This window comes from Cryobacterium suzukii, from assembly GCF_004403185.1.
In the GTDB taxonomy this organism is placed as follows: Bacteria; Actinomycetota; Actinomycetes; order Actinomycetales; family Microbacteriaceae; genus Cryobacterium; species Cryobacterium suzukii.
Genome location: NZ_SOHJ01000009.1, coordinates 187849 through 211742, shown reverse-complemented (window position 1 = coordinate 211742; position 23894 = coordinate 187849). Strand labels below are relative to the sequence as shown.

Here is a 23894-nt window from a genome sequence, read left to right as displayed (position 1 = left end):
GCGTAGGGTCGGCACCTAGAACCCAGCCGTATCGAGAGCCGACTGCAGTGATTGCAGGTAGCCGTCGCTCGTGTAGGTGGCGCCGCTCACGTTTTGTACGCTCGCGGACTGCGCGGCGAGCACCTCAGTGCGCAGGATTGGCGCCGCCCGGTTGCTGATCTGCACCGACCTGCCGTCGTGGTTGGTGAGCTGCAGGGCGGTGACGTCGGTGATGGCACCAGCGGCGATTGTCACGGAAACCTGCACATTGCCGAACCGGGTGGCCACGACCGGGCCGGTGAAGGTTCCCGATTGTGCGGCGGATGCGGCCGTCGCGCTGATCGCTTCAGCAGCCGCGGCATCTGCTGCCGGTTTCGGCGAGGCGGCTGTGTTCGTGGCTGAAGCGGAGTCGGTTCCGGTGATACTCGAGGCAAGACTCTGCGAGGCGCCGATCGCCTGCGATCCCAGTTGCCAGCCGATGCCGACAATCGAGACGGAGGCCAGTGCGGCCGCGGCCACGGCACGTGCTCTCACCAGTCAAACCTTTCGTAGTGGATCTGCTTCTTGGGAACTCCGCCAGCGCGGGCATCACGCACGACGGCATCGGTCCACGGCCGAGGGCCGCAGATGTAGATGTCGGAGTCAAGTAATTCGGGCACGATCGTGCTCAGGGAGATCCCGGCGCGGGCAGCATCCGTTGGAAGCCAGGTACTTACTCCCTGAGGACGTTTGCCGGCGATGATGCGCAGCTCGGCGCCGCGAACCCGGCACAGGTCGGTGAGTTCGTCGACCAGGTAGGTATCGCCAAGGCTGTGCGAGCGGAGCAGCACGGTAGCGTTGCCGGGTGCGAACGACACCGTTTCCAACAGCGAGCGGATGGGGGCGACGCCGATGCCTGCGGCGATCAGCACGACGCGGGGCGAGGTTCGAGCGTTCTCGGTGAAGAGCCCGTACGGGCCTTCGAAGCTGACCCGGGTGCCGCGTTTCACTCGGGGAAGCTGCTGCGAGGCATCGCCCAGGCCGCGAACCGTGATGCGCAGTCCGCGCTCACTCGGCGCTGACGACAGGGAGAACGGGTGCGCCTGCCACCAGAGTCCATGGGCCCAGAACCGCCAGACGAGGAACTGCCCGGAGGTCGCCCGGAGTTTGTCCAGCTTTCGGCCGGTCAGGGTGATGGAGACCACGCCCGGAGCGACGGCGTCCACTCGGTCCACCACGAGACGGTGGCGCAACGACCGGGTGACCGGCAGCAGGAACCGAAACACGATGATGGAGCCGGCAACGGCAATGTAGAGGGCGAGCCAGTAGTAGCGGGCGATGGCGCCCTCACTGAGTAGGTTTCCCACACTCAGCTGGTGCGGGATGGCGACAAGCACCGACAGGTAGGCGAGCAGGTGCACGGCATGCCAGGCCTCGTAGCGAAATTTACGACGCACGACCACGAGCGAGGTGATAACGACGCCGATCATGAGCGCGAGGCCGAGAAAGGCCAACGGCATGTCAGGCAGGCCAGTGAACATGTTCCAGATCTCGGCGAACACGTTCACGTTCTCGGCGAGCGCGTAGCCGGTAATGAGCAGAGCCGCATGGCCAAGGATGAGGTACAGGGCTGGCTTGCCGAGCGACTGGTGCACGGCCATGGCCTGATCGTGCCCGAAGGCGCGGTCGATCGGTGGCAGCCGCGCGGCCAACACGAGCATGACGAGCAGAACGTCGGTGCCGACCAGCCCGGCGACGATTCCGAGCGAGGTGAAGGCGTCGGCGGGAGTTCCGAACCTGGCGGCTCCCCCATCGGAGAGAAAGATGGCGATCACGATGGCGACCGAAGCGACGCAGAGAATCTGCAGGCTATCGGCCAGGCGCATCCGTCTGTTGTAGGCGGGGTGCAGCGTCGCACCGGGGTTGCGGTGCGTGGGCACCGGGCCGGTTCGGGTGATGCGCGTGTCGAGGCTCATGAGTAGAGCATCGAGCCGCTGCCCATCGAAGGGCTATCGATGGCCTGTGAACAGTCTGTGTGTCGTCAATGCCTATTTTTCAGCGGCCCCCGCGCACGAACGAGCAGCACGATGGCGAGGGCGATGACGCTGCCGAGTACCGTCTCGAGCACCCGATCGACCAGCAGTGCCGGCACCGGAACCGGGCTCGTGAGGTGCACCACGGTGAGTGCGAGCGGGGTTACGAACAGCAGGGCGGCTCCGTAGTGGCGACCAATCAGAATTTCGGCGCCGAACTGGCCGAGCGCAATGACCAGAATGAGCACCGCGACCGGCGGGCCGGGCAGCAGAACGAGCGCGGTCAGACCGACGCCCAGAGTTGTGCCGATCATACGGTGGAACGCTCGCGACACGGAGTGCTTCGCTCCCGGTGGGGGCAACACCGCAACAACGCTGACGACCGCCCAATACGGATGCCCGATGCCGGCCGCGAGGGCGAGGGAACCGGCGGCGAGCGCGCCGACCACGTTCTGGGCAACCGAGACCCACACGCGTCGGTCGCGGATGGCAGCCGGACGGGTGAGGGCGCCGTGTACCAGATTCTTGTAGAGGTCGGGCCCGCGGCGTCCGGCGACTCGGCGCAGCAACCAGCCCGACATGGTGAGCAGCCAGGCGAACGCTGCCGAGGCTACTGCCACGGTCAGCCGCGGCCAGAACTCATCGCCGGGCGTTGGCAGCTGGGCGATCACGGCGTAACCGAAGACGAAGAAGATCGGCGTGGCCGGAAAAAGCCCCGCCATAGCGGCGACGACAATTCCGGCCACGATCACCACGACCAGCCCCGCGGTGAGCACGATCAGTGGTGCCTCGACCAGGGCGAGGATGAGGGCGAAGGTGATGATCGCGAGCATCAGCGCGCCGGCAACCGTGACGGTGCGCAGCCGCACCCGGTAGGGCTCGTTGCGGCCGAACAGTGCCGTCATCGCGCCGAAGGCCGCATAGGCGGCCCAGTCGAGCTGGCCGGTGAGCACGAGCACGGTGAGCGGTAACGCGGCGGCGACCGCGGCCCGGCTGGCGACCTCGAACTGGAAGGCACGCAGGGAGAGCACCCATTGTTTCAGGGATTCGGGCTTGCCCGGCTCCCTGTCCGGGCCGGGATCAACGGCGTGCACCCTAGATCTTTTCGATTGGGGCTATCTTGATCAACAGCTTTTTGGCGCCCGCAGTGTCGAACTGCACGTGCGCGATGCGCTTTGTTCCCTCGCCGGTTACCTGGTTGACCCGGCCTTCGCCGAAGTCGTGATGACGGATGCGGTCGCCCGCCGTCAGCTCGAGGCTGCCGTTGTCGCGCACCGTTCCGGTGATCTTGTTGGCCCACTCGGTCTTCGGCTTGCCCGGCGGCAGGCCGGTCTGCTTCGCACCGTTGTTGTAACTGCTGCGCCCGCCGAATCCATCTGAACTGCCCGACCCATTCAGCGAGTTGCCGAAGCCACCGAAGCCACCGTCGCGGCGCGCGTTGAGCGCCCGCGGCTGGGTGCCGCCACGGGAGTTGGCCATGCCAGGCGACTGTTTCCAGTCGATGAGATCGGCCGGAATCTCCTGCAGGTATCGACTCGGCATGGCCACGTTAATGTCGCCGAACTGGGCCCTCGTCATAGCGAGGGAGAGGTAGAGCCGTTTGCGGGCACGGGTGATGCCGACGTAGAACAGGCGGCGTTCTTCAGCGGGGCCGCCAGGCTCGTTGGCCGACATCTGGTGCGGCAGCAGCCCCTCTTCCACGCCGGTAAGGAACACGGCCTCGTATTCGAGGCCCTTCGCGGTGTGCAGCGTCATCAGCGAGACCGTGCCGGAAGCGTCGTCGAGGTCGTCGGCCGCGGCCACGAGGGAGACCTGGGTGAGAAAGTCAACGAGCCCGCCATCGGGGTTTTCTTTGTTGAAGTCCTTGGTCTGGGCGATGAGCTCTTCGATGTTCTCGGCCCGCACCTCGTCTTGCGGGTCACGGCTGTTTCGCAGCACGGCGAGCAGCCCGCTGCCGCTCAGCAGAAACTCGAGCACTTCGCTGACGTTGGAACCGCCGACCGGCACACCATCATCGGTGACCGAGGTGGGCACGAGCATGAGCGCCGCAGCATCGAGCAGTTCGGCGAGCTTCAGGATGGCGCCGGTCACCTTCGGGCCGAGACCAAGTGCGGCGGAGTTGCGCATGGCCTGCCGAAAGGTGAGTTCGTTGTCGTCGGCGAAGCTCGACAGCCCGGTTTCGGTGGCCGGGCCGATGCCGCGCTTGGGGGTGTTCAGAATTCGGCGCAGAGCCAGTTCGTCGACCGGGTTGGCGACGGCGATGAGGTAGGCCAGGGCATCCTTGATTTCGGCTCGCTCGTAGAACTTGGTGCCGCCGACCACCCGGTACGGCGTGGCAGAGCGCACCAGAATTTCTTCGAGCGCTCGAGTCTGCGCGTTGGTGCGATAAAACACCGCCATATCGCGGTAGGCCATGCCGGCGGCGTGCAGCACCTGGATCTCGTCGGAAACGAACTGGGCTTCGTCGTGCCCGGAATACGCGGTGAAACCAACGATTTTCTCGCCGTCGCCGCCCGCGCTCCACAGCTTCTTGTCGGTGCGGTCGAAGTTGTGGCCGATCACCGCGTTCGCGGCCGAGAGAATGTTCTGGGTCGATCGGTAGTTCTGCTCGAGCAGAATCACCTTCGCGCCCGGGTAGTCCCGCTCGAACCCGCTGATGTTGCGGGTGTCTGCGCCGCGGAAGGCGTAGATCGACTGGTCGGAGTCGCCGACCACGGTGAGCGACGCCCCCGGGATGGCGCCGGTGGCGTCACGAAGGTTACGCACGTGCACGCCGTCGTCTTCCATCTCCTGGGCGAGCTCGGCCGTGACCGGCCGGGTGAGCTCGTGCACGAGGGCATACTGGGCGTGATTGGTGTCCTGGTATTCGTCGACCAAGAGGTGCCGAAACCTCCGCCGATACAGGGCGGCCACCTTGGGGAACGCACGGAACAGGTAAACCGTTTCGCCGATGAGGTCGTCGAAGTCGAGCGCACTCGCGGCGCGCAGCCGAGCGGAGTACTGCCGAAAAATCTCGACGAACATAACCTCCTGCGGGTCACTCATGTTCGCGTTACGGGCGTAGGAATCGGCATCGGCGAGCTCATTTTTGAGCTTGGAGATCTTGGCGCCCGCCGAGCCAGGCGTGAACCCGTAGGTATCAGCGTCGAGCCCCTTGATGATGCGCTTGAGCGTGACCTTGCTGTCGGCCGAGTCGTAGATGCTGAACGTGCTCGAAAGGCCGATCTTCTCGGCTTCGCGGCGCAGAATGCGCACGCAGGACGAGTGAAAGGTGCTGATCCACATTCCGTCGGAGCCCTGGCCAAGGATGGCGTGCACCCGCTCGCGCATTTCGGCGGCGGCCTTGTTGGTGAAGGTAATGGCGAGAATCTGGCTCGGCCAGGCATCGCGGGTCTCAAGCAGGCTCGCCACCCGACGAGTGAGCACGCTGGTCTTGCCCGAGCCGGCGCCGGCGATGATAAGCAGCGCCTGGCCGCGATATTCGACGGCCTCTTTCTGCTGCGGGTTGAGTCCGTCGAGCAGCGGGCTCTGCTCGCGATTCCCATTGCTCGCGTACCCGTTCGAATCGAGAATTATCGGCGTGGCCGAACGACTGGAGGTTGCGGGCGCGGATTCCGCGTTTAGAGGTGTGGTCATGTCAGTTCCCAGTGTAGGCGAGGCCCCTGACAGGAGGACGGGTCGGCAGGCCTAGAGGGCGTGCCGCACGTGTACGGCCAGATCGGGATGGTCAGCGAACACACCATCGATGCCGGAGTCGAGAATGACGCGAAACTCCGACTGCCAGTGCCCGAAGTGCGCCTTGCGAGTGCCGTTACGAAACGTTTTCGCGAGAAACTTGTTCTCCGGGCGCAGGGTCCAGCAGTAAATTTCGAGCCCGGCTGCGTGCGCGTCATCGACCAAAGCGGATGCCCCGATCACCTCACCCGCGTCATCCGTTTGAAGAATCAGCGATTTGGGCACGCTGATGCCGTCGATGCGTTCAGACCCGGCCGCGAGGCTTGCGATCCCGTCGGCCGTGAGGTGGTCGGCGTAGCTCAGCGCGCCGGCGCCGTACTTTGCCAGCTGGTCGGCCGGGTGGCCCTGGTCTTCGAGCAGAAAGATGCGTTTGCCGCGCACGCCCTGGGCCTGCACCGCGGCGAGCACGCTCGGTTCGAAGCTCTCCACTGTGAGTCGGTCGGTGTTCCAGCCGGCCGCCGATACTTCGGCGGCGAACAACTCGGGCAGCGGCAGGTCGAGTGCGGCAAAATAGTCGCCGTGCTTGATCTCGGCGACGATGCCGAGCACCCGATCGGTCTGCTCGGCCGCGGCGTCGACAACATCGAACAAGTCCCGCAGTCGCAGAATCGGCTGTTGACCGTCGAAGGTCGTGTTGCTCTGCCGCAGCGACGGCAACCGTTCCCTGGTACGCAGGGTGCTCAATTCTGCCCAGGTGAAGTCCTCCGTGAACCAGCCGGTGACCAGCTTGCCGTCGACGTGCTTTTCGGTGCGGCGAGGGCCGAATTCGGCGCGCGTGGCGACATCCGTTGTGCCGGAGATCTCGTTTTCGTGGCGGATCACGAGTACACCGTCGCGAGTTGCCACGAGGTCGGGTTCGACGGCGTCGGCGCCGAGCGCGAAGGCAAGATTGAAGGCGGCACGCGTGTGCTCTGGCCGGTGGCCGCTCGCCCCGCGGTGGCCAATGACGATCGGTTGCATGGTTTCAGGCTAACCGCGCCGACAGAACGGATGCTGAGGGGCAGAATCCGCTGATAGCGAAACGTCTTCATCTGCCGCCCGGAATGCTGCAAATCGGCTGATCCACAGCACATTCGAATGCGCTCTCGGGTACCTTTAACGAAGTGCCGCACCAGGCGCTGCGTGTTGGTTCGCCCGCGCGCACCCCTTACTCCCCAGCTGATTGCGAGTACAGCAACCCATGGCATCCTCCAACCCCGCTTTCTCCCGCAATGAGGCGTTCGGCCCTCGCGGCGCAGTGGCGTCGTCGCAGGCCCTCTCTGACAACGATCTGCAGTCGATGTACAACCGGCCCTCCGCCGGTTCGCAAGACACCGAGCGCATGACCTATGAAGACACCATCACCAAGACCGGCCTCGGCTTCGCGCTGCTGCTCGTGGCGGCGATGATCTCTTGGGTCGCCACCCCGGTGCTGCCGTTCCTGTTCATCCTCGGCGCCATCGTCGGCTTCGTGCTCGGCCTGGTCAACTCGTTCAAGAAAGAGCCGTCGGCTCCGCTCATCCTCGCTTTCGCAGCGGCGCAGGGCTTGTTCGTCGGTGGCATCTCGCGCGTCTTTGACGAACAGTACGGAGGCGTCGTCATGCAGGCGGTTCTCGCCACCCTCGTCGTCGTCGCCGTCACCCTGGCACTGTTCAAGAGCGGCAAGATCCGCGCTTCGAAGAAGGCCACCAAGATCTTTTTGATCGCCATGGTCGGCTATGCCGCGTTCTCGCTCATCAATGTCGGCATGATGATCTTCGGCGGCACCGACCAGGCCTTCGGCATGCGCAGTGCGAGCATCGAGATTCTTGGCTTGGACATCAAGCTCGGCATCCTCATCGGCCTTCTCGCGGTGCTCCTGGCCGCGTACTCGCTCGTGCTGGACTTCGACTTCATCCAGAAGGGCGTCAACAACCGCCTGCCGCGCAAGTACGGCTGGACGGGCGCGTTCGGCATCATCATGACCGTCGTCTGGCTCTACGTCGAAATGCTGCGCATCTTCGTGCTCACTCGCGAGTAGCAGCATCCGCTTTCGATCAGGCGCCCTCGTTCTTGGAACGTGGGCGCTTTTTCGTACCCCGCGAACGCCACACTGTGGTTGGCTTAAGCAATGAGTTTCACTGACCTGCATGCGCTCCCCCTCGAAATCAGCGGCTCGAATGCCATCTTCGGGTACCTGGGAAGCGCCATCGTGCTCCTCGGCCTGGCCTGGGTCGTCGTGCTCGCCATTCGCCGCTACCTCAAGGCCCCCAAGGACTGACCCCTCTAGCCCCTCCGCTTGTCAACCAAGGCTGTAGCGGTGTTCGGGGCGACCGGTAACCCCGTATTTCGCACCGGTGGCGCCGTAATGGCCGGGTTCGCCGGGAGCGCAGGGCGCCGGAGCCTGCCCTAGACTCGGGGTCATGTCGCTCGGTCGCCCCTTTCGAGCGCTGTGGACTGCGAGTGCCGCCTCGAATCTCGCTGACGGAGTCGCGTTCATCTCGATGCCACTTGTGGCGGCATCGCTCACCGACGATCCGCGACTCGTTGCAGGACTGGCGACAACCTACGCACTGGTGCGTTTGTTGGTGGCGCTGCCCATCGGCGTGTGGGTCGACCGGATCGATCGACGCACGCTGCTGATCGCCGCCAACCTCATCCGGGGTCTCGTCGTGATCGCCCTCGCGGTCTCCATCCAGTTGGAGCTTGGAACGTTGCCGGTGCTCTACGCAGTGTTTGCGGTGGTCGGAACGCTGGAGAGCGCGGCGGATAACGCGTCCGTTTCTCTGCTGCCCGGGGTCGTGCCGGCGAAGCAGCTGGATCGCGCGAATGGCCGTATCTCGGCAGCACAGCTTGTTGCTGATGAGTTCGCGGGACCGCCGCTCGGCGGACTGTTGTTTGCCGTCGCGGCCGCGGCTCCCATGTATCTCGTGGGTGGACTCTGGGTTGCAGCCGGGCTTCTCGCACTGGCGCTGCCGGTGCGCGGGCTCGGTGGGCCGAGTCCTGAGCTCACGCTTCGCCAGCCCGTTTTCCGCGAGGCGCTGGACGGAGCCCGATGGCTCGCCGGCAACCGCACCGTTGGCGGGCTTGCGCTGATCGGCGCCCTCGCGAGCGTCGGTTACATGCTTCCCTTTTCGATTCTCGTGCTGTTCGCCGCGGATCGGCTTAATCTCGATGCCGTCGGCTATGGAGTGATCCTCGCCGGTTCAGCGCTCGGTGGGCTGGTCGGTTCGTTCACGACAGCACGGTTTACCGGCTGGATCGGCTACCGCCGCACGATCATTGCGAGCCTCGTCACGGGGGCGGCAGCGCTGGTCGCGCTGTCGCTCACCACGAACGCAGCTGTTGCCGCGGTGCTTCTGGCGGTCTACATCCTGCACGCCGTGGTGTGGGGAATCTGCGCCACCTCCCTCCGCCAGCGACTCGTCCCCGACGCCCTCCGCGGCCGAGTCAACGCTGCGTCCCGCGTGCTCAGCCTTCTCGGGCTGGCGCTCGGTTCAGCACTCGGTGGCCTATTGGCCGTAGTGAGTCTGCCGCTGCCGATCGCCGTCGGTGGCGGAGTCTTCGTGGGTTGCGCGGTGCTGGCCGTCATCGTCCTGCCCCACGATCCTGCCCATGGCCGCGCCCGAAACGGGTAGCCGCTACACCGGTTACCGTTAGCGCCTACCCGTTTCGGGCGCAGTCGCGGGCACCGCGTGCAAATTTCTAGCCGTCTGCCATCCAGCCGAGTCGTTCTCCCAGCCAGGAGAGACCGGCCAGGCCTTCGGAAAGCTGAAAGGCGCGCAGCGTCGGCATATTCGACGGGGCGGGCTTCTGCGCTGCATCCAGAAAGTAGGCGGTCAGCCCCGAGAGCACGGCGTTGATGGCGTGGTCATCCGCTTCAGCGAAGAGCGGATGCGTGGCGATGATCTCCTCAACGTCAGCATCACTTCCGCGCAGGCGCGCGTCGAGCAGGAACGTGAGGGCGTCGAGCCACCGCACGCCGACGCCGGCCCACGGCCAGTCCACCAGCCACGCCCGGCCCGTGTCATCGAGCAGGATATTGTCACTCCGCAAATCAAGGTGCAGCAGATAGTTTCCGTCGACTGCCCGCACGGCGCTGGCGGCAAGCTGTTCGAGTTCGTCGAGGTGCTGGTAGGCGCAGGCAGGCAGGGACACCGCACGCCCCTCAGAGCGGATGCTGCGCCAACCAGCAAATGCAGAAACCAACTCCGCCGTCGCATCCGGCACACCGGCCCAGCCCGCGCATCCGCGAATCGTCGGCAGTGACTCGAGCGCCGACAAAACAGCGAGGATCTCTGGCAGGGTCGGAGCCTCGCTCGGGTGCACGCCATCGATGCTCTCGATGACCAGCGCGACCCACTCGCCGTCGTCGAAGGAGCCCAAGAGCCGGGGTACGGACAGGGATTCGGGCAACATCCGCAGCACGGCCAGCTCGCGCCGGTGGAGGTCGACGGTGTCGGAGTTTCGCTCGCGACTCACGGCCTTCACGAAGGCACTGCGGCCGTTGTTCGCGCGCACCCGGTCGGCGCTCCCGGGCGAGAATCCGTTGGCCTGACTGTGTGCTTCGACGACGCATCCGCCCAGGAGGTTCTCGACGGCCGAGTGAATCGAGGCGGGTAATTCCGGCCAGGTCAGTCGCGGCTGGTGATGGTCCGTCATCTCGCGAGCCTAGCGGGCGGGCCGTTCTCCCTCAAAGTCGCATGAGGTACTGGCGGCAGACATACACGCGAGAGTAGCGCTCACGCAGCTCATCCTCGAGTTCGATGCGCGCGTGCATGAAGGCGTGCACGGGTGTTGACAGTCCAGCAGGAGACTCGAATCCGTCGTCCCCGCTCACCGAATCCTTGTAGACGTGCAGGTAGCGATAGTTCTCACTGAATCCGGCTGATGCGTACCAGTCGTTCGCGCTCTCGGTCGCTCGCGTCCACGCATCCAACGACGTCACGTTCGCCGGCAGGCGCCGAAGGGCCTCGTGCAACAGCTCCGAGGCGATCCCCTGGCGCTGGGCGTGCGGGTGCACGGCTATTGAGTCGATCGTCGCGGTGTCGCCGTCGATCTCGACATCAATAAGTCCGACTACGTCGTCTCCACTGCAGGCAACCAATTCCACGCGATCACTCGCAAATGTTGTCTTGCAAATTTTGACATCGTCATAGTAATCGGTGTCGAAAAAACTCAGCAACCGGCAGATAAGCCAGCTGCGTTCGTCGGCAGCGCGGTAGTTGCGTATTTGAAGCATCGTGTCCTTGATCGTTGCAAGCTCGGTACTCAATCGTGCGGAATGCACGAGAGCGCGGAACAATCAGGATCGGAACATGTTTTGACTGTACTGCGCAGCCCCCTGCCACGGCAACCGGATCGCGGCGGGCATCAGGCATCCGCTCGAGTCGCTCGCGCCTCAATGACCAGAACGACGGCGACACCGCTGCCGCAGAGCACGAACCCGGCCAGGGTCAGAAGTGTCAGCGGCTCGCCGAGCAGCATGGCACCGGTCAGGGCCGTCGCGGGCGCGACCAGAAACAGAAGGGCATTGAGGGCTGTGATGCCCACCCGGCGCAGCAACCACCAGTACAGGCCGTAGGCCGCCAGGGTCGGCACCACCGCCGAGAGCACCGTCGCGATCCAGAACGTCAGCGTGGCGGGGGGAACGAGCGTGCCGAGTGCCGCCGCGATCACGACGAGCGCAAGAGAAGTAACAACGACATGCACCGTCAGTGTCACGAGCACCGGCATCTTTATCTGGGACCGTCGCTCGACGAAGGTTCCGACGATGAGGCAGACCATCGCGAGTGCGGGCAGGGCATAGGCAAGCGGATGCGCGGCCGCGCCGCCGATCTGTGACCGCACGACCAGGACCACGCCCAGCGCACCGACTGCCAGGCCGCCCCACTGGGCAGCGCGCACCCGCAACCCGAGCAGGGGACCGACCAGGGTCGCGACCACCAGCGGCTGCACGGCATCGATCAGGGCGGTCGTGCCCGTCGCCACTCCTGCCCCGATCGCAGCGTAGACGAACACGATGTAACCGAATTGAGCGAAGAGCCCGATAACGGCCTGCTGCCCCAGCTCGGCGCGGGTAACCCCGCGTGCTGCGCCGGACACCCAGGTGATGGCGAGTAACACCACGGCCAGAGGGGCGAATCGCCAGACCAGGAGGGTCGTCGCCGGTACGTCTACGGTCGCCACCGCAGCGATGACGAAACCCGAACTCCACGACGCGATGAAGGCGATCGCCGCCAGCACCGTCACGATCGAACCCGGTATACCGATCTGTTTACTCATTCGATCCACTATACAGGTCGGTATAATCAAATCATGCCTGCACCTGTTCCGCTCCTCGCCCCGCTGACTCCCGCCGCCCGCCGTGTGCTCGACGCCGCATCCGCCCTGTTCTACGAACGGGGCATCCACGCCGTCGGCGTTGACACGATCGCCCTGGCGGCCGGCGTGACCAAGAAGACCTTGTATGACCGATTTGGGTCGAAGGAAGCGCTTGTCGTTTCGTACCTGCAGCACCGTGACGCGCGGTGGCGCGAGCACCTCACCGGCCACCTCGCCCGGGTGCCTGAACCTGGAATTGAAAGAGTTTTGGCGGTCTTCGACGCGGCCACCTCCTGGTCGGGCGAGAACGGTCCGAAGGGCTGCAGCGCCATCAATGCCCGCGCAGAGATCGGCGACGGGCACGATGGGCATCCGGTGTTCCCCGAGATCACCCGGCAGAAGGTGTGGCTGCTCGACCTATTCACCGAACTCTGCGGGGAGGCCGGCAACGCCGACCCCGCCACCATGGCGCAGCGGATGATGCTGCTCTACGAAGGCGCGATCGTCACCGTCGGCATGGAGACCTTCTCGCATCCGTTTGAAGTCGCTCGCGGCGTGGCCCGCGGGCTGCTCGTGCGGCCCGTGCGATGAGCCAGCGCACGACCGCGCCCGCTACGGGTGGCCGCTCCAACTATTACTGGCGCGCTCACCCGTAGCGGGCGCGCTCACGAACGGATGCCGCGGGCACGCCTACGAAAGAGGGGCCGGCTCTGCGAGCCGGCCCCTCTTGCTTCAACGGTGCTGGGGATCACTCCCACTCAATGGTTCCCGGCGGCTTCGACGTGACGTCGAGCACGACACGGTTGACGCCGTCGACCTCGTTCGTGATGCGGTTCGAAATCTTGGCCAGCAGATCGTACGGAAGGCGAGTCCAGTCCGCGGTCATGGCGTCTTCCGACGACACGGGGCGCAGCACGATGGGGTGCCCGTAGGTACGTCCGTCGCCCTGCACGCCCACCGACCGCACATCGGCGAGCAGCACGACCGGGCACTGCCAGATCTCGCGGTCGAGGCCTGCGGCGGTCAGCTCGAAGCGCACGATCGCATCCGCTTTGCGCAGCAGATCGAGGCGTTCCTGGTTGATCGAGCCCACGATGCGAATGCCGAGGCCGGGGCCGGGGAACGGCTGGCGCTGCACAATTTCGGCCGGTAGGCCTAGCTCGGCGCCGATCGCGCGCACCTCGTCTTTGAACAGGGTGCGCAGCGGTTCGACCAGTTCGAATTTGAGGTCGTCTGGCAGGCCGCCCACGTTGTGGTGACTCTTGATGTTCGCGGTGCCGCTGCCGCCGCCCGACTCAACGACGTCGGGGTAGAGCGTGCCCTGCACCAGGAAAGCGATGGGGTCGCCGTCGGTTTCCTTGGCTTCGAGTATGAGCTCTGCCTGGGCCTGCTCGAAGGTGCGGATGAACTCGCGACCGATAATCTTGCGCTTGGTCTCCGGGTCGCTGACGCCCTCGAGCGCCTTGAGGAACTGCTCGCGCACATCGACAGTGACCAGGCGGATGCCGGTGGCCTTGACGTAGTCCTCCTCGACCTGGCGGCGCTCGTCTTCGCGCAACAGGCCGTGGTCGACGAAGACGCAGACCAGCTGGTCACCGATGGCCTTGTGCACGAGGGCCGCAGCGACGGCGGAGTCGACTCCGCCGGAGAGGCCGCAGATGACCTTGCCGGTGCCGACCTGGGCGCGAATCTTTGCAACCTGTTCGGCGATGACGTTGCCGCTGTTCCAGTCGGGGTCGATGCCGGCGGCGCGGTGCAAAAAGTTCTCGAGCACGTGCTGGCCGTTTTCGGAGTGCTTGACCTCGGGGTGCCATTGCACGCCGTAGAGCCGCTTCGCGTCATTGGCGAACGCGGCGACCGGGGTCGACGTCGACGAGGCGAGCACGGTGAAGCCTTCGGGCGCGGTGGCGACCGAGTCGCCGTGACTCATCCAGACCGTCTGGCTGTCGGGCTGGTCGGCCAGCAGAACGTTGTCGGTATTGCTCACGACGACCGGGGTCGAGCCGTATTCGCGGGCTCCGGTGTGCGCGACGGTACCGCCGAGGGCGGTCGCCATCACCTGGAAGCCGTAGCAAATGCCGAGCACGGGCACGCCGAGTTCGAAGATCTCCGCGTCGAAGGCGGGCGCACCCTCGGCGTAGACGCTCGATGGTCCACCGCTCAGTACGATTCCACGGGGATTTTTGGCGAGCACCTCGGTGGCGGTGATGGTGTGCGGCACGATCTCCGAATAGACGGATGCCTCACGTACGCGCCGCGCAATCAACTGCGCGTACTGCGCACCAAAGTCGACCACGAGAACGGGGCGATCGAGCCCGGAGTCGGCGGCGGCACCTGAATTGGCGCCTAAGGCATCCGCTGACGCGGTGTTGAGGCTGTCACTCATGAACGCACCTCGGCAACCTTTTTCGCTTCGAGCTGCTCAAGGGAACGTTTGACGCGACGAGTCATGGGGCCTTCCAGGAAGAACGAGAGCGTGGGGATGACGCCGCCGAGCGCGATCAGCACGAAGCGCGGGAACGGCCAGCGCATCAGGCTCCACAAACGAAAATCGGCGAACAGGTACAGCACGTAGAACCAGCCGTGCACGATCAAAATGATCGTGCTGAGGTTGATCGCGGCGACCGTGTCTCGGGGCACGAGGGCGAGAAAGCCTTCGGAGCCGTTCATCTCGAGTTCGTAGCCGAGCACGAATTTGGCGTAGACCTCGGCGCAGAGCAACAGCAAAAAAACACCGGTGATGATGGATGACACCTGGTAGAGCCGAAGCGCACCGGGGATTCGGGAGATATCGGCGGGCTTGGGATCAAGTGGCATGGGGTAATTCTACGTGTCCGTGCTGGGAGCCCCGGCAGCGGCGCTCTCGAGCGCTGCTTCTTCCTGCTCGCGTTCCACGGCATCGCGCACCATCCGGTACCAGAAGAACACGGCAAACCCAGCGAAGACGACCCACTCGATCGCGTAGAAGATGTTCAGCCAGTTCAGCGACTGGTCGACTTCGGGTATCGGAGAGTCAATCAGGTCGAGGCCGACCGGCGCGTCAGCGCTGACTACGTAGGCCGAATAGACAGACTCGTCCGTGAAATCGGCCCACAGATTGATCAGAGCGGATGGCGCGACCTTGGTCAGCTCCATTGAGTCACCCTCGGGGTCGGGCAGCTCAGGTGCCTCGCCCGTGAGAAAACGCCCGGTCAGCGTGACCGGGGTGTTTTCAGGTTCGGACTGGAGAGCATCGATGACGGCCTCAGCCGTGGCTCGGTCTGGAGCCCACCCGCGCGCGACGGCGATGCTGGCGGCGGCATCCGTTCGAAAATGACTGACGACCCAGAACCCTTGAACACCGCCGTTGAAACGGGTCGTGATCAGCGTCTCGTCACCGGCCACCCAGGTGCCGGCGGCGGCTACCATCTGGCCGGTCGCGATCTGTGTCACCCCACCGTCAGGCTGCGCCACTTCGGCGAGCGGCTTCACCTGCTCGGTGTCTCGCTCCACAACGACGCCGGACTCGATGGCGCGCTCCAGTTGCCAGTGCCCGAGCACGGCAAAGGCCGCGGCAATACCGAGGGCAAGCAGCAGTGCGGCCACCCAGCGGGGACGCACCATCATTCTGATCACGAATAGTCACCTGTGTGGGTTTCTCGCCCGGGTTTGCGTGCCGGTGTGTCGGCCGTCTCATCGGGTTCTGGGGAGTGCTGACCGAGCGCGAAATCAGCCATCGAATCTAAGTCTGAATCGCCCGAATGCGAGCGTCGTACTCCGTTCACAGTATCGGCCGACGGTTGGGAATTGGCCGAGTCGCGCTTGGACCCCCGGCGGGTGTACTCGTCGGCATCCGCAGCCTGCGCGGCCGTCGCCGCCTCGACGAGGGCGATCTCTTCGTCGAGCATCGGGTTTCGTGGCGCGCGAGGACCGCCGACTGCTGGCACCCGGCGGCGCAGGGCCGACCCGATCTTCTCGGAATTCGCCGCGAACAGCGGACCAAGAATTGCCATGACCAAAACGTAGAGGCCCGCGAACGGTTGCAACCGCGGGTCAAGCCCGGCGGAGACGGAGAGCGTTGCCAAAATCAGCGTGAACTCGCCGCGGTTGACGAAGATCGCGGCGGTGTTGAGGGCCTCGCGTGGCCCCATTTTGTGCAGCCAGGCCAGCAGCGCTCCCGACAGCAGGCTCAAGATGAACGTCATCACGATGGCGACCAGCACGACGAAGATCACCGATCCAAACTGGGCCACATCGAGGGCGAGGCCGAAGTTGAGAAAGAAGAATGCCGCGAAAATATCCCGCAACGGTACCGCGACGCGTTCGATTCTGGCGCGATAGCTGCTCGCGCCGAGTACGACGCCGATCAGGAATGCGCCAATCGCATCCGTCACGCCGATGATCTCGCCGATGCCGGCAAACAGGACCACGAGGCCGAAGAACAAAATAGTGAACAGTTCGTCGTCTTTGGTGCGCATGAGGCGGGATACAACTCGGCCGCCCCATCTGGCCAGCGAGAACATGGCCACGAGAAAGAGGAATGCGATGGAAAGCTGGAGCACGATCGGCCAGATCTCGGTCTTGCCGCTGAGTACGACGGAGACAATCGACAGGTAGATGGCAATGAAGATGTCGCCGACCACGGTCACGCCGAGGATCATCGGTGTCTCTTTGTTTGCGAGGCGGCGAAGTTCGATGAGCAGTTTGGTGATGATTGCGCTCGAGGAAGTGCCGGTCATGCCGGCGATGACGAGGGCTTCGCGCGGTCCCCAGCCTACGAGCAGGCCGAAGATGAAGCCGGCTCCCATGTTGATGAGAATCCAGGATCCACCGGAGATGATCAGGGTTTTGGCGTTGCCGAAGAATTCCTCCTGATCGAACTCGAGGCCGAGGCTGAACAACAACAGGATCAGGCCGAACACCGCGATGAGTTCGATGTCGGCGGCCTGAAAGTCCAGGGGGAAGAAGTCGGTGTTCGGGCTCGCGAGAACGCCAACGATCATGTAGATCGGGATGGTGGGGAGCCCGATCAGCTTGCCCAGGCGGCCAAGAACGTAGGCGACGACGAGCAGGATGCCAAGAACGAGGAGATCTTCGCCCAGGTGCATCGCTTACCCCCCGGGTGGAGCGTCGACGGTCTTCGCCTTCACTTCACCGGTGCGGAAGAACGCGAAGGCCTTGACGACTTTTTCAGGCGAGCCCGCGACGACCAGAGTGTCACCGGGAAATACCTTGAAGTCAGCAGCGGGGGCCGGGTTGGCCGATTCGCCGCGCACGACGGCGACGACGGTGAGTCCGGCGATGCCGCGGTCGGCCGGATTGCCGAGGGCCTGGCCGGCGATGTGGTCTTCGTAGTCGACGGTGAACCAGTCGATGCTGAGGCCCGGAATCTGGTCGAGGGCGCTGAGCGACTCGGTGATCTGGGTGCCACCGAGCAACTCGGCGAGGGTGTGTGCCTCGTCCTCATTGAGCCGCAGCGAGACCTTGCTCGCGTCCGGCCCTCCCTCGTCGTCGGCGAAGGTAATGAGATCGCTGTGACCGGAACGATGGGCAATGACGCCAACCTTGCCACCGTCATCCGTGATGAAGGTGTGCAGCACACCCACGCCGGGAAGTTTGACCCGCCGAACATCAACCATTGTCATGACTCCTGAGGTCTAAGGGCAGTGCGCCCATTCTACCGGAGCCGCTTTTGCCGCTGCGCGCCGCCCCCACAGCATCCGCTGGTGTCTTGCGCACGTCAAGCGGATGCGCGCCCCCGTTCTCGGTGAGTGCACCAGGTACCGGTGACCGCGCCAGTCGTAGGTGGTGCCGTCACCCGTACGTGGCGCAGCGAGCAGCTACGGGGCGTAGTTTTGCACAGATTCTCCCACGCTCTGCCCCCGCCTCGCATTTGCTGTCATTCTCGGGGAATGTCAAACACTGCGCGGTCTGAACCTGCATCTAAACACTTGCTGGCCGCTCTCGCTCGTCCGGATGGGCTCATCCTGGCCGCCGACGCTGCGGCGGTCGGACTGCACGAGGCGCTCCGAACCGAATTCACCCACCGTCGAGTGACGCGACTCCGGCGCGGTGTCTACTTACCGACCCCGCACTGGGAATGTCTCAGCACTGACGACCGGTATCTGTTTCGCATCCGCGCCTTCGCGGCCGTGAGCGTCAACCCACCCGTATTCTCACACCACTCTGCGGCGGCAATCTGGGGATTCCCCCGCCCATCCAGCTGGCCGCTGGATGTCCACATCATCTCCCCGAGCGCATCCGGCGGTCGATCCAAACCGGGCGTTGTTCGTCACAGTGCATCTGCCCCGCGCTTCTCGCCCACCGACGCCATGACGCGCGGCGGATTGCTCGTCACACCACCCGCCGACACAGCAGTGGCGATGGCCCGCATTCTGCCATTCCCGGAGGCCGTCGCGATGATGGACAAGGCCATCCACCTGCCGCGCATGATGGTGGTAGGTGGAACCCCGGAATCGGCTCTGGCGACACGAGGGGAGTTGCGGGCAGCCCTCGACATTCTCGCCCGTGCTGGCCGACGCGCTGGCAAGGACGCAGCTCTCCGCGCCGGGGACTTCGCTTCGACACGGTCGGATTCCGGCGGCGAATCGATCAGCCGAGCGCACATGTTTTTACTCGGCTTCGCGGCTCCCGAATTGCAAGTGCGTTTTGACGATGCCGAAGGGTTCATTGCCTTCGTCGACTTCTTCTGGCGGGGCATCAACAAGGTTGGCGAATTCGACGGGCTGGGAAAGTATTTGAAGGGGCACTACACGCGCGGTCGGACCACGGCTGAGGTCGTCATGGACGAGAAGCGTCGCGAAGATCGAATTCGCGCGTGCGGGCCATCCGTTTCCCGGTGGGACTGGCCGATTGCGCGTGACCTCGTGGCGTTTGGTGCTTTCCTCACAAACATCGGCGTTCCCCGTACTCGCTAGCGTTTGCAACCTGCCACCGCGCCCATTACAGGTAACCGCTCCAGTTATAGCTGGAGCGGTTACCGATAAGGGGCGCGGCCACCGGTTGCTGGCGCAGTGAAGCGGCCGCAGCTAGTTGGTGACGACGATGTCGGGGGCTTCGAGGCGCACCCGGTCGGCGGATTCGTCGTTGGGCTCCTGCTGCGAAGCACGCTCGGCGGCCACCCGGGTGAGGTAGAAGCCGACCTCACGGTCGATGCGCTCCTGGTCCCAGCCGAGCACGCCGGCCATCAGCCCTGCGGCGACCGGCGCGGCCGAAACCCCGCGGTCCCATGCCTCGATCGAGATGCGGGTGCGGCGCGCGAGCACGTCTTCGAGGTGCAGCGCGCCCTCGTGCGAGGCCGCGTAGACGACCTCGGCACCGATGTAGTCGTCGGCGCCGGGCAGCGGTTCGGCGAGCGCCGGGTTGGCGCGAATGAGGTCGAGCAGTTCGTCGGTGAGGGTTCCGTAGCGGTTGAGCAAGTGCTCCACCCGCACCGTGTGCACGCCGAACGCCCTGGCTATCTTGCCGCGCTTATTCCACGCGGCCTGATAGCCCTCAGCACCGAGCAAGGGGATGTCCTGGGTAGCCGAAGCGGGAATGCGGCCGTCAAGGGCCGAGACCGCGGCATCCACTGCGTCCTTGGCCATGATGCGGTAGGTGGTCCACTTGCCGCCGGCGATCACGACGAGGCCGGGCACCGAATGCCCGACGAGGTGCTCCCGGGATAGCTTCGACGTCTGGTCGCTCTCGCCGGCCAGCAGCGGACGGAGACCTGCGTAGACCCCCTCGACGTCTTCCCTGGTGAGGGGTACCGTCAGCACCCCGTTGATGTGTTCGAGGATGTAGTCGATGTCGGCCGCCGTCGCGGCGGGATGCGCCTTGTCGAGGTACCAGTCGGTATCGGTCGTGCCGATGAGCCAGTGCCGGCCCCAGGGAATGACGAACAAGACGCTCTTCTCGGTGCGCAAGAGCAGTCCCATGGCGCTCTGAAACCGGTCGCGCGGCACCACGAGGTGCACGCCCTTCGATGCCCGCACCTTGAAAGTGCCGCGTTCGCCGACCATGCGCTGGGTGTCGTCGGTCCAGACGCCGGTCGCGTTCACGACCTGCTTGGCCCGCACGTCGAAGTGTTCGTCGGTCTGGAGGTCGTGGGCGCGCACGCCGACGACGCGCTCCCCCACCTTGATGAATCCCTCGACGCGCACCCGGCTGGCCGCGTGGGCGCCGTAGAACGACGCGGTGCGCACGAGCGAGGACACATAGCGGGCATCGTCGACCTGGGCGTCGTAGTAGGTGATGCCGCCGACCAGGGCGTCGTTGGCCAGACTCGGGATGAGCTTCTGCACCTGGCTTTTTGACAGGTGGCGGTGGTGCGGCACGCCGGGCGGGCGGCCGCCCGTATAGGAGAAAATATCGTAGAGCAGCATGCCGGCGCCGATATAGAACCGCTCGGTGAAACGTTTCTTGAGCGGGTAGAGAAACCGTACCGGCTTCACCAAGTGCGGCGCGATGCGCTGCAACAGCAAGCCCCGCTCGGTGAGGGCCTCGCGCACCAGCCGAAAGTCCAGCTGTTCCAGATAGCGGATGCCGCCGTGCACGAGCTTCGACGACCGGCTCGACGTGCCCGATGCCCAGTCTCGCGCTTCCAGAATGCCCACGCTCAAGCCGCGTGTGACGGCGTCGAGTGCGGCGCCGGCACCGACGATGCCGCCGCCGACGACGAGGATGTCGAGTTCCTTCTCTTTGAGCTTGGCGAGAGCGGCGACCCGCTCCTCAGGACCCAATTTTGTGGACCGGGTGACCGAATTGCGGGAGGCCATTGCTACTCCTGTTCAGACTCAGTATTCAAGACGGGAAGTCAGGGGTGGTGCGACACCAGTGTGGCGGTAGTTCTCACAAAGCGTCTGATGTTGACGCTAGTTCACTCGGTACGGCGCGACAACCACTTCAACCCGTTGAAATTCCTTGAGGTCGGAGTAGCCGGTGGTTGCCATGGAGCGGCGGAGCGCTCCGATGAGGTTGGCGGTGCCGTCGGCGACCGGGGCCGGGCCATAGAGGATCTCCTCGAGCGGCGCGACGGTGCCCACCTCGACGCGATTGCCGCGCGGCAGCTGCGGGTGGTGGGCCTCGGCGCCCCAGTGGTACCCGCCACCGGGGGCATCCGTTGCCCGCGCCAGCGCGGTTCCGAGCATGACTGCGTCGGCGCCGCAGGCGACGGCCTTGACGATGTCGCCAGAGGTGCCGAGGCCGCCGTCGGCGATGACGTGCACGTAGCGCCCACCGGATTCGTCCATGTAGTCGCGGCGTGCGCCGGCGACATCCGCTACGGCAGTGGCCATTGGCGCGTGGATGCCGAGGGTCGCGCGGGTGGTCGACGCCGCTCCCCCGCCGAAACCGACCAGAACGCCCGCGGCGCCCGTGCGCATGAGGTGGAGCGCCGCCGTGTAGGTGGCCGCGCCGCCGACGATAACGGGAACGTCGAGTTCGTAAATGAACTTCTTGAGGTTGAGCGGTTCCTGGTTCTGCGAGACATGCTCGGCCGACACGGTAGTGCCGCGAATGACGAATAGGTCGACGCCGGCGGCGACGACGGTTTCGTAAAGTTCTTGAGTGCGCTGGGGCGAGAGCGCTCCGGCCACGGTGACGCCTCCAGCGCGAATCTCGGCGAGCCGGGCGGTGACCAGGGCCGGCTGGATCGGGGCGGAGTACATCTCCTGCATGCGCGCTGTGGCCTTATCGGCGGGCAGGCTGCGAATCTCGGCGAGCAGCGGCTCGGGGTTCTCGTGCCTGGTCCACAGTCCCTCAAGGTCGAGCACGCCGACGCCACCCAGCTGGCCCATCATGATGGCCGTGGTGGGCGAAACGACGGAGTCCATTGGCGCGGCGAGTACCGGAATGGCGAACTGGTACGCGTCGATGGTCCAGCCGACCGACACGTCCTCCGGGTCGCGGGTGCGCCGACTCGGCACCACCGCGATGTCGTCGAAGGCGTATACGCGGCGTGCGCGCTTGGAACGGCCGATCTCGATTTCCATGGTCCTAGTTTAGACGGAGCCACCGACATCCCTTTTCGGGCGGATGCTGCCACCCACTCCCCCGCAGGCCGCCAGAGCCGATCGATGGCGGTCTCGACAAGCTCGACCGATGAAAAGGGGACGGACTAGCGGGCAACTCAAAACTCCGCCGCGGTAAAGAAGCGGGGGCGGCGGGTTTTCCGCGGAGTTGCGAGTTTTGAGGTGTTCTGGGGCGTTGCGCATGCTTTTCGCGCAATGCCCCAGAACACCTCAATGTCTGAGCGGGGAGCGGATGACCCGCCGACAACGCGGGCCGCCCAGGAAACCGAGCGGGCCGCCTCAAAAACGCGAGCGGGTCACCTCAAAACGCAGGCCGCCCCAAGAACGCGAGCGACCCGCCCACCTACTACCGCCGGTAGTTCGGGGCCTCGACCACGATCTGCACGTCGTGCGGGTGCGATTCCTTGAGTCCGGCGGGCGTGATGCGCACGAACTTGCCCTTCTGCTTGAGCTCAGCGATAGTGCGGGCTCCCACATAGAACATGGACTGGCGCAGGCCACCGATGAGCTGATATGCCACTGCGGCGAGGGGGCCACGGAACGGGACCTGGCCCTCGATGCCCTCGGGAATGAGTTTTTCGTCGCTGGGAACGTCGCTCTGAAAGTAACGGTCTTTGGAATAGGACGTCTTTGTGCCGCGGGTCTGCAGCGCGCCGAGCGATCCCATGCCGCGATAGGTCTTGAACTGCTTACCGTTGACGAACACGAGCTCGCCGGGGCTTTCGGTGCAGCCGGCGAGCAGGGAACCGAGCATGACGGTGTCGGCGCCGGCAACGAGGGCCTTGGCGATGTCACCGGAATACTGGAGCCCGCCGTCGGCGATGACCGGAATTCCGGTTTCCCGCGCGGCGAGCGAGGCCTGATAGACGGCGGTGATCTGGGGTACGCCCACCCCGGCCACGATGCGGGTGGTGCAGATTGAGCCGGGGCCCACTCCCACCTTGATGGCGTCGGCGCCCGCGTCGATGAGCGCCTGGGCGCCTGAGCGGGTGGCCACGTTTCCGCCGATCACGTCGACGTCGGCGAACGCCTTGTCCGATTTCAGACGACGGATGATGTCCAGCACGCCGGCACTGTCACCGTTGGCGGTGTCGACCACGAGCACGTCCACCCCGGATTCGAGCAGGGCGGTCGCGCGCTGCCAGGCGTCGCCGAAGAAGCCGATGGCCGCGCCGACGCGGAGACGTCCGGCATCGTCCTTGGTGGCGAGGGGATACTCCTCGCTCTTATCGAAGTCCTTCACGGTGATCAGGCCGGTGAGCTTGCCATTGGCGTCGATCAGGGGGAGCTTTTCAATCTTGTGCTTCGCGAAGATCGCCAAGGCGTCTTCGGGAGCCATTCCGACCTTGCCGGTGATCAGCGGGGACCTCGTCATGACCTCGCTCACCCGGGTGAGCGCCTTTCTGGCGTGCGGCACGAAGCGCATGTCACGGTTGGTGATGATGCCCACCAGAATTCCCTCGCCGTCGACGACGGGCAGCCCGCTCACGCGGAACTGGCCGCACAGGGCGTCGACCTCGGCAACGGTCGCGTCCGGCGATGTCGTGACCGGGTTGGTGATCATTCCGGATTCGCTGCGCTTGACCAGATCGACCTGTTCGGCCTGATCACCGATTGAGAGGTTGCGGTGCAGGATTCCCAGGCCGCCCTCGCGGGCCATGGCGATGGCCATGCGCGTTTCGGTGACCGTGTCCATGGCGCTGGAGAGCAGCGGCAGCGACACGTCGATTCGCCGGGTCAAGCGGGATTTGGTGACCGCTTCGCTGGGAATGACGTCTGTGTGCCCCGGCAGGAGCAGCACGTCGTCGTAGGTGAGCCCGGTGAATCCGAACGGATCTGGCTGATCCATGAAACCCCTTACCTGTTGCTAAAA

The 23894-nt window shown here is 65.0% G+C and carries 21 protein-coding genes; 5 read left to right on the top strand and 16 right to left on the bottom strand.

Annotation, left to right across the window (positions count from 1 at the left end):
• Positions 1–15: 15 nt before the first annotated feature.
• The 5 genes from E3T39_RS09710 to E3T39_RS09690 all read right to left on the bottom strand — a co-directional run bounded on the left by E3T39_RS09710 (position 16) and on the right by E3T39_RS09690 (position 6686).
• On the bottom strand, positions 16–513 hold the full coding sequence (locus E3T39_RS09710; protein ID WP_134514757.1) for an FMN-binding protein: 498 nt from the start codon (positions 511–513) through the stop codon (positions 16–18).
• A complete protein-coding gene (locus E3T39_RS09705) occupies positions 510–1934 on the bottom strand; it encodes a ferredoxin reductase family protein (RefSeq protein WP_241979633.1) in 1425 nt (474 codons plus the stop codon). Before E3T39_RS09705 ends, E3T39_RS09710 begins: the two co-directional genes overlap by 4 nt.
• A gap of 65 nt (positions 1935–1999) precedes the next feature.
• Positions 2000–3085, bottom strand: coding sequence for an FUSC family protein (locus E3T39_RS09700; RefSeq protein WP_241979632.1), 1086 nt, complete (start codon positions 3083–3085; stop codon positions 2000–2002).
• 1 nt (position 3086) lies between these two features.
• Complete coding sequence (locus E3T39_RS09695; RefSeq protein ID WP_134514755.1) at positions 3087–5627, bottom strand: ATP-dependent helicase; 2541 nt, start codon at positions 5625–5627, stop codon at positions 3087–3089.
• A 51-nt stretch (positions 5628–5678) separates the two neighbouring features.
• On the bottom strand, positions 5679–6686 hold the full coding sequence (locus E3T39_RS09690) for a glycerophosphodiester phosphodiesterase family protein (RefSeq protein ID WP_134514753.1): 1008 nt from the start codon (positions 6684–6686) through the stop codon (positions 5679–5681).
• 220 nt (positions 6687–6906) lie between these two features.
• Between E3T39_RS09690 and E3T39_RS09685 the strand changes: the two genes are divergently transcribed.
• The 3 genes from E3T39_RS09685 (at position 6907) to E3T39_RS09680 (ending at position 9322) form a co-directional block, all read left to right on the top strand.
• On the top strand, positions 6907–7725 hold the full coding sequence (locus tag E3T39_RS09685; RefSeq protein WP_134514751.1) for a Bax inhibitor-1/YccA family protein: 819 nt from the start codon (positions 6907–6909) through the stop codon (positions 7723–7725).
• 90 nt (positions 7726–7815) lie between these two features.
• Complete coding sequence (locus E3T39_RS16165; RefSeq protein ID WP_166784098.1) at positions 7816–7965, top strand: hypothetical protein; 150 nt, start codon at positions 7816–7818, stop codon at positions 7963–7965.
• A gap of 142 nt (positions 7966–8107) precedes the next feature.
• Positions 8108–9322, top strand: coding sequence for an MFS transporter (locus E3T39_RS09680; protein WP_134514749.1), 1215 nt, complete (start codon positions 8108–8110; stop codon positions 9320–9322).
• A 67-nt stretch (positions 9323–9389) separates the two neighbouring features.
• Here the strand turns inward: E3T39_RS09680 and E3T39_RS09675 are convergent, their stop codons facing one another.
• The 3 genes from E3T39_RS09675 to E3T39_RS09665 form a co-directional block, all read right to left on the bottom strand.
• Entirely contained in the window at positions 9390–10346 is a 957-nt protein-coding gene (locus E3T39_RS09675; protein WP_134514747.1) for a phosphotransferase, read from the bottom strand.
• 31 nt (positions 10347–10377) lie between these two features.
• Positions 10378–10926, bottom strand: a complete 549-nt coding sequence (locus tag E3T39_RS09670; RefSeq protein ID WP_134514745.1) for a GNAT family N-acetyltransferase — start codon at positions 10924–10926, stop codon at positions 10378–10380.
• 131 nt (positions 10927–11057) lie between these two features.
• On the bottom strand, positions 11058–11969 hold the full coding sequence (locus E3T39_RS09665) for a DMT family transporter (RefSeq protein WP_241979631.1): 912 nt from the start codon (positions 11967–11969) through the stop codon (positions 11058–11060).
• A gap of 33 nt (positions 11970–12002) precedes the next feature.
• Here E3T39_RS09665 and E3T39_RS09660 point away from each other — a divergent pair, with 33 nt between their 5' ends.
• Positions 12003–12599, top strand: coding sequence for a TetR/AcrR family transcriptional regulator (locus E3T39_RS09660; protein WP_134514743.1), 597 nt, complete (start codon positions 12003–12005; stop codon positions 12597–12599).
• Positions 12600–12756: 157 nt separating this feature from the next.
• Here the strand turns inward: E3T39_RS09660 and guaA are convergent, their stop codons facing one another.
• The 5 genes from guaA to E3T39_RS09635 are packed head-to-tail and all read right to left on the bottom strand — an operon-like array spanning position 12757 to position 17626.
• Positions 12757–14394: a glutamine-hydrolyzing GMP synthase gene (gene guaA, locus E3T39_RS09655; protein ID WP_134514741.1), complete on the bottom strand. Its 1638-nt coding sequence runs from the start codon at positions 14392–14394 to the stop codon at positions 12757–12759.
• Positions 14391–14825, bottom strand: coding sequence for a DUF3817 domain-containing protein (locus E3T39_RS09650; protein ID WP_134514739.1), 435 nt, complete (start codon positions 14823–14825; stop codon positions 14391–14393). Before E3T39_RS09650 ends, guaA begins: the two co-directional genes overlap by 4 nt.
• A gap of 9 nt (positions 14826–14834) precedes the next feature.
• Positions 14835–15614, bottom strand: a complete 780-nt coding sequence (locus E3T39_RS09645) for an SURF1 family protein (RefSeq protein WP_241979641.1) — start codon at positions 15612–15614, stop codon at positions 14835–14837.
• A 5-nt stretch (positions 15615–15619) separates the two neighbouring features.
• Positions 15620–17095 carry a cation:proton antiporter gene (locus E3T39_RS09640; protein ID WP_134514735.1) on the bottom strand — a complete coding sequence of 492 codons (1476 nt, stop codon included), beginning with the start codon at positions 17093–17095 and terminating at the stop codon, positions 15620–15622.
• Between the two features lie 3 nt (positions 17096–17098).
• A complete protein-coding gene (locus tag E3T39_RS09635; protein WP_092107335.1) occupies positions 17099–17626 on the bottom strand; it encodes a cation:proton antiporter regulatory subunit in 528 nt (175 codons plus the stop codon).
• Between the two features lie 273 nt (positions 17627–17899).
• Here E3T39_RS09635 and E3T39_RS09630 point away from each other — a divergent pair, with 273 nt between their 5' ends.
• A complete protein-coding gene (locus E3T39_RS09630) occupies positions 17900–18925 on the top strand; it encodes a hypothetical protein (RefSeq protein WP_134514733.1) in 1026 nt (341 codons plus the stop codon).
• A 111-nt stretch (positions 18926–19036) separates the two neighbouring features.
• Here E3T39_RS09630 and E3T39_RS09625 read toward each other — a convergent pair whose 3' ends face one another.
• The 3 genes from E3T39_RS09625 to guaB form a co-directional block, all read right to left on the bottom strand.
• Complete coding sequence (locus tag E3T39_RS09625; RefSeq protein ID WP_134514731.1) at positions 19037–20767, bottom strand: glycerol-3-phosphate dehydrogenase/oxidase; 1731 nt, start codon at positions 20765–20767, stop codon at positions 19037–19039.
• Between the two features lie 96 nt (positions 20768–20863).
• The gene (locus E3T39_RS09620) at positions 20864–21982 is read right to left on the bottom strand and encodes a GuaB3 family IMP dehydrogenase-related protein (RefSeq protein ID WP_134514729.1); all 1119 of its coding nucleotides are present in this window, start codon (positions 21980–21982) and stop codon (positions 20864–20866) included.
• A 385-nt stretch (positions 21983–22367) separates the two neighbouring features.
• Positions 22368–23870 (bottom strand): IMP dehydrogenase, encoded by a 1503-nt coding sequence (gene guaB, locus E3T39_RS09615; RefSeq protein ID WP_134514727.1) that lies wholly within the window; start codon positions 23868–23870, stop codon positions 22368–22370.
• Positions 23871–23894 lie beyond the last annotated feature (24 nt).

What these genes read in the sequence shown, in the direction of transcription:
- E3T39_RS09705 (WP_241979633.1), bottom strand. Translation starts at nt 1,934, where the DNA reads ATGAGCCTCGACACGCGCATCACCCGAACCGGCCCGGTGCCCACGCAC.
- E3T39_RS09695 (WP_134514755.1), bottom strand. Translation starts at nt 5,627, where the DNA reads ATGACCACACCTCTAAACGCGGAATCCGCGCCCGCAACCTCCAGTCGT.
- E3T39_RS09690 (WP_134514753.1), bottom strand. Translation starts at nt 6,686, where the DNA reads ATGCAACCGATCGTCATTGGCCACCGCGGGGCGAGCGGCCACCGGCCA.
- E3T39_RS09685 (WP_134514751.1), top strand. Translation starts at nt 6,907, where the DNA reads ATGGCATCCTCCAACCCCGCTTTCTCCCGCAATGAGGCGTTCGGCCCT.
- E3T39_RS16165 (WP_166784098.1), top strand. Translation starts at nt 7,816, where the DNA reads ATGAGTTTCACTGACCTGCATGCGCTCCCCCTCGAAATCAGCGGCTCG.
- E3T39_RS09680 (WP_134514749.1), top strand. Translation starts at nt 8,108, where the DNA reads ATGTCGCTCGGTCGCCCCTTTCGAGCGCTGTGGACTGCGAGTGCCGCC.
- E3T39_RS09675 (WP_134514747.1), bottom strand. Translation starts at nt 10,346, where the DNA reads ATGACGGACCATCACCAGCCGCGACTGACCTGGCCGGAATTACCCGCC.
- E3T39_RS09670 (WP_134514745.1), bottom strand. Translation starts at nt 10,926, where the DNA reads ATGCTTCAAATACGCAACTACCGCGCTGCCGACGAACGCAGCTGGCTT.
- E3T39_RS09665 (WP_241979631.1), bottom strand. Translation starts at nt 11,969, where the DNA reads ATGAGTAAACAGATCGGTATACCGGGTTCGATCGTGACGGTGCTGGCG.
- E3T39_RS09660 (WP_134514743.1), top strand. Translation starts at nt 12,003, where the DNA reads ATGCCTGCACCTGTTCCGCTCCTCGCCCCGCTGACTCCCGCCGCCCGC.
- guaA (WP_134514741.1), bottom strand. Translation starts at nt 14,394, where the DNA reads ATGAGTGACAGCCTCAACACCGCGTCAGCGGATGCCTTAGGCGCCAAT.
- E3T39_RS09650 (WP_134514739.1), bottom strand. Translation starts at nt 14,825, where the DNA reads ATGCCACTTGATCCCAAGCCCGCCGATATCTCCCGAATCCCCGGTGCG.
- E3T39_RS09645 (WP_241979641.1), bottom strand. Translation starts at nt 15,614, where the DNA reads ATGATGGTGCGTCCCCGCTGGGTGGCCGCACTGCTGCTTGCCCTCGGT.
- E3T39_RS09640 (WP_134514735.1), bottom strand. Translation starts at nt 17,095, where the DNA reads ATGCACCTGGGCGAAGATCTCCTCGTTCTTGGCATCCTGCTCGTCGTC.
- E3T39_RS09635 (WP_092107335.1), bottom strand. Translation starts at nt 17,626, where the DNA reads ATGGTTGATGTTCGGCGGGTCAAACTTCCCGGCGTGGGTGTGCTGCAC.
- E3T39_RS09630 (WP_134514733.1), top strand. Translation starts at nt 17,900, where the DNA reads ATGTCAAACACTGCGCGGTCTGAACCTGCATCTAAACACTTGCTGGCC.
- E3T39_RS09625 (WP_134514731.1), bottom strand. Translation starts at nt 20,767, where the DNA reads ATGGCCTCCCGCAATTCGGTCACCCGGTCCACAAAATTGGGTCCTGAG.
- E3T39_RS09620 (WP_134514729.1), bottom strand. Translation starts at nt 21,982, where the DNA reads ATGGAAATCGAGATCGGCCGTTCCAAGCGCGCACGCCGCGTATACGCC.
- guaB (WP_134514727.1), bottom strand. Translation starts at nt 23,870, where the DNA reads ATGGATCAGCCAGATCCGTTCGGATTCACCGGGCTCACCTACGACGAC.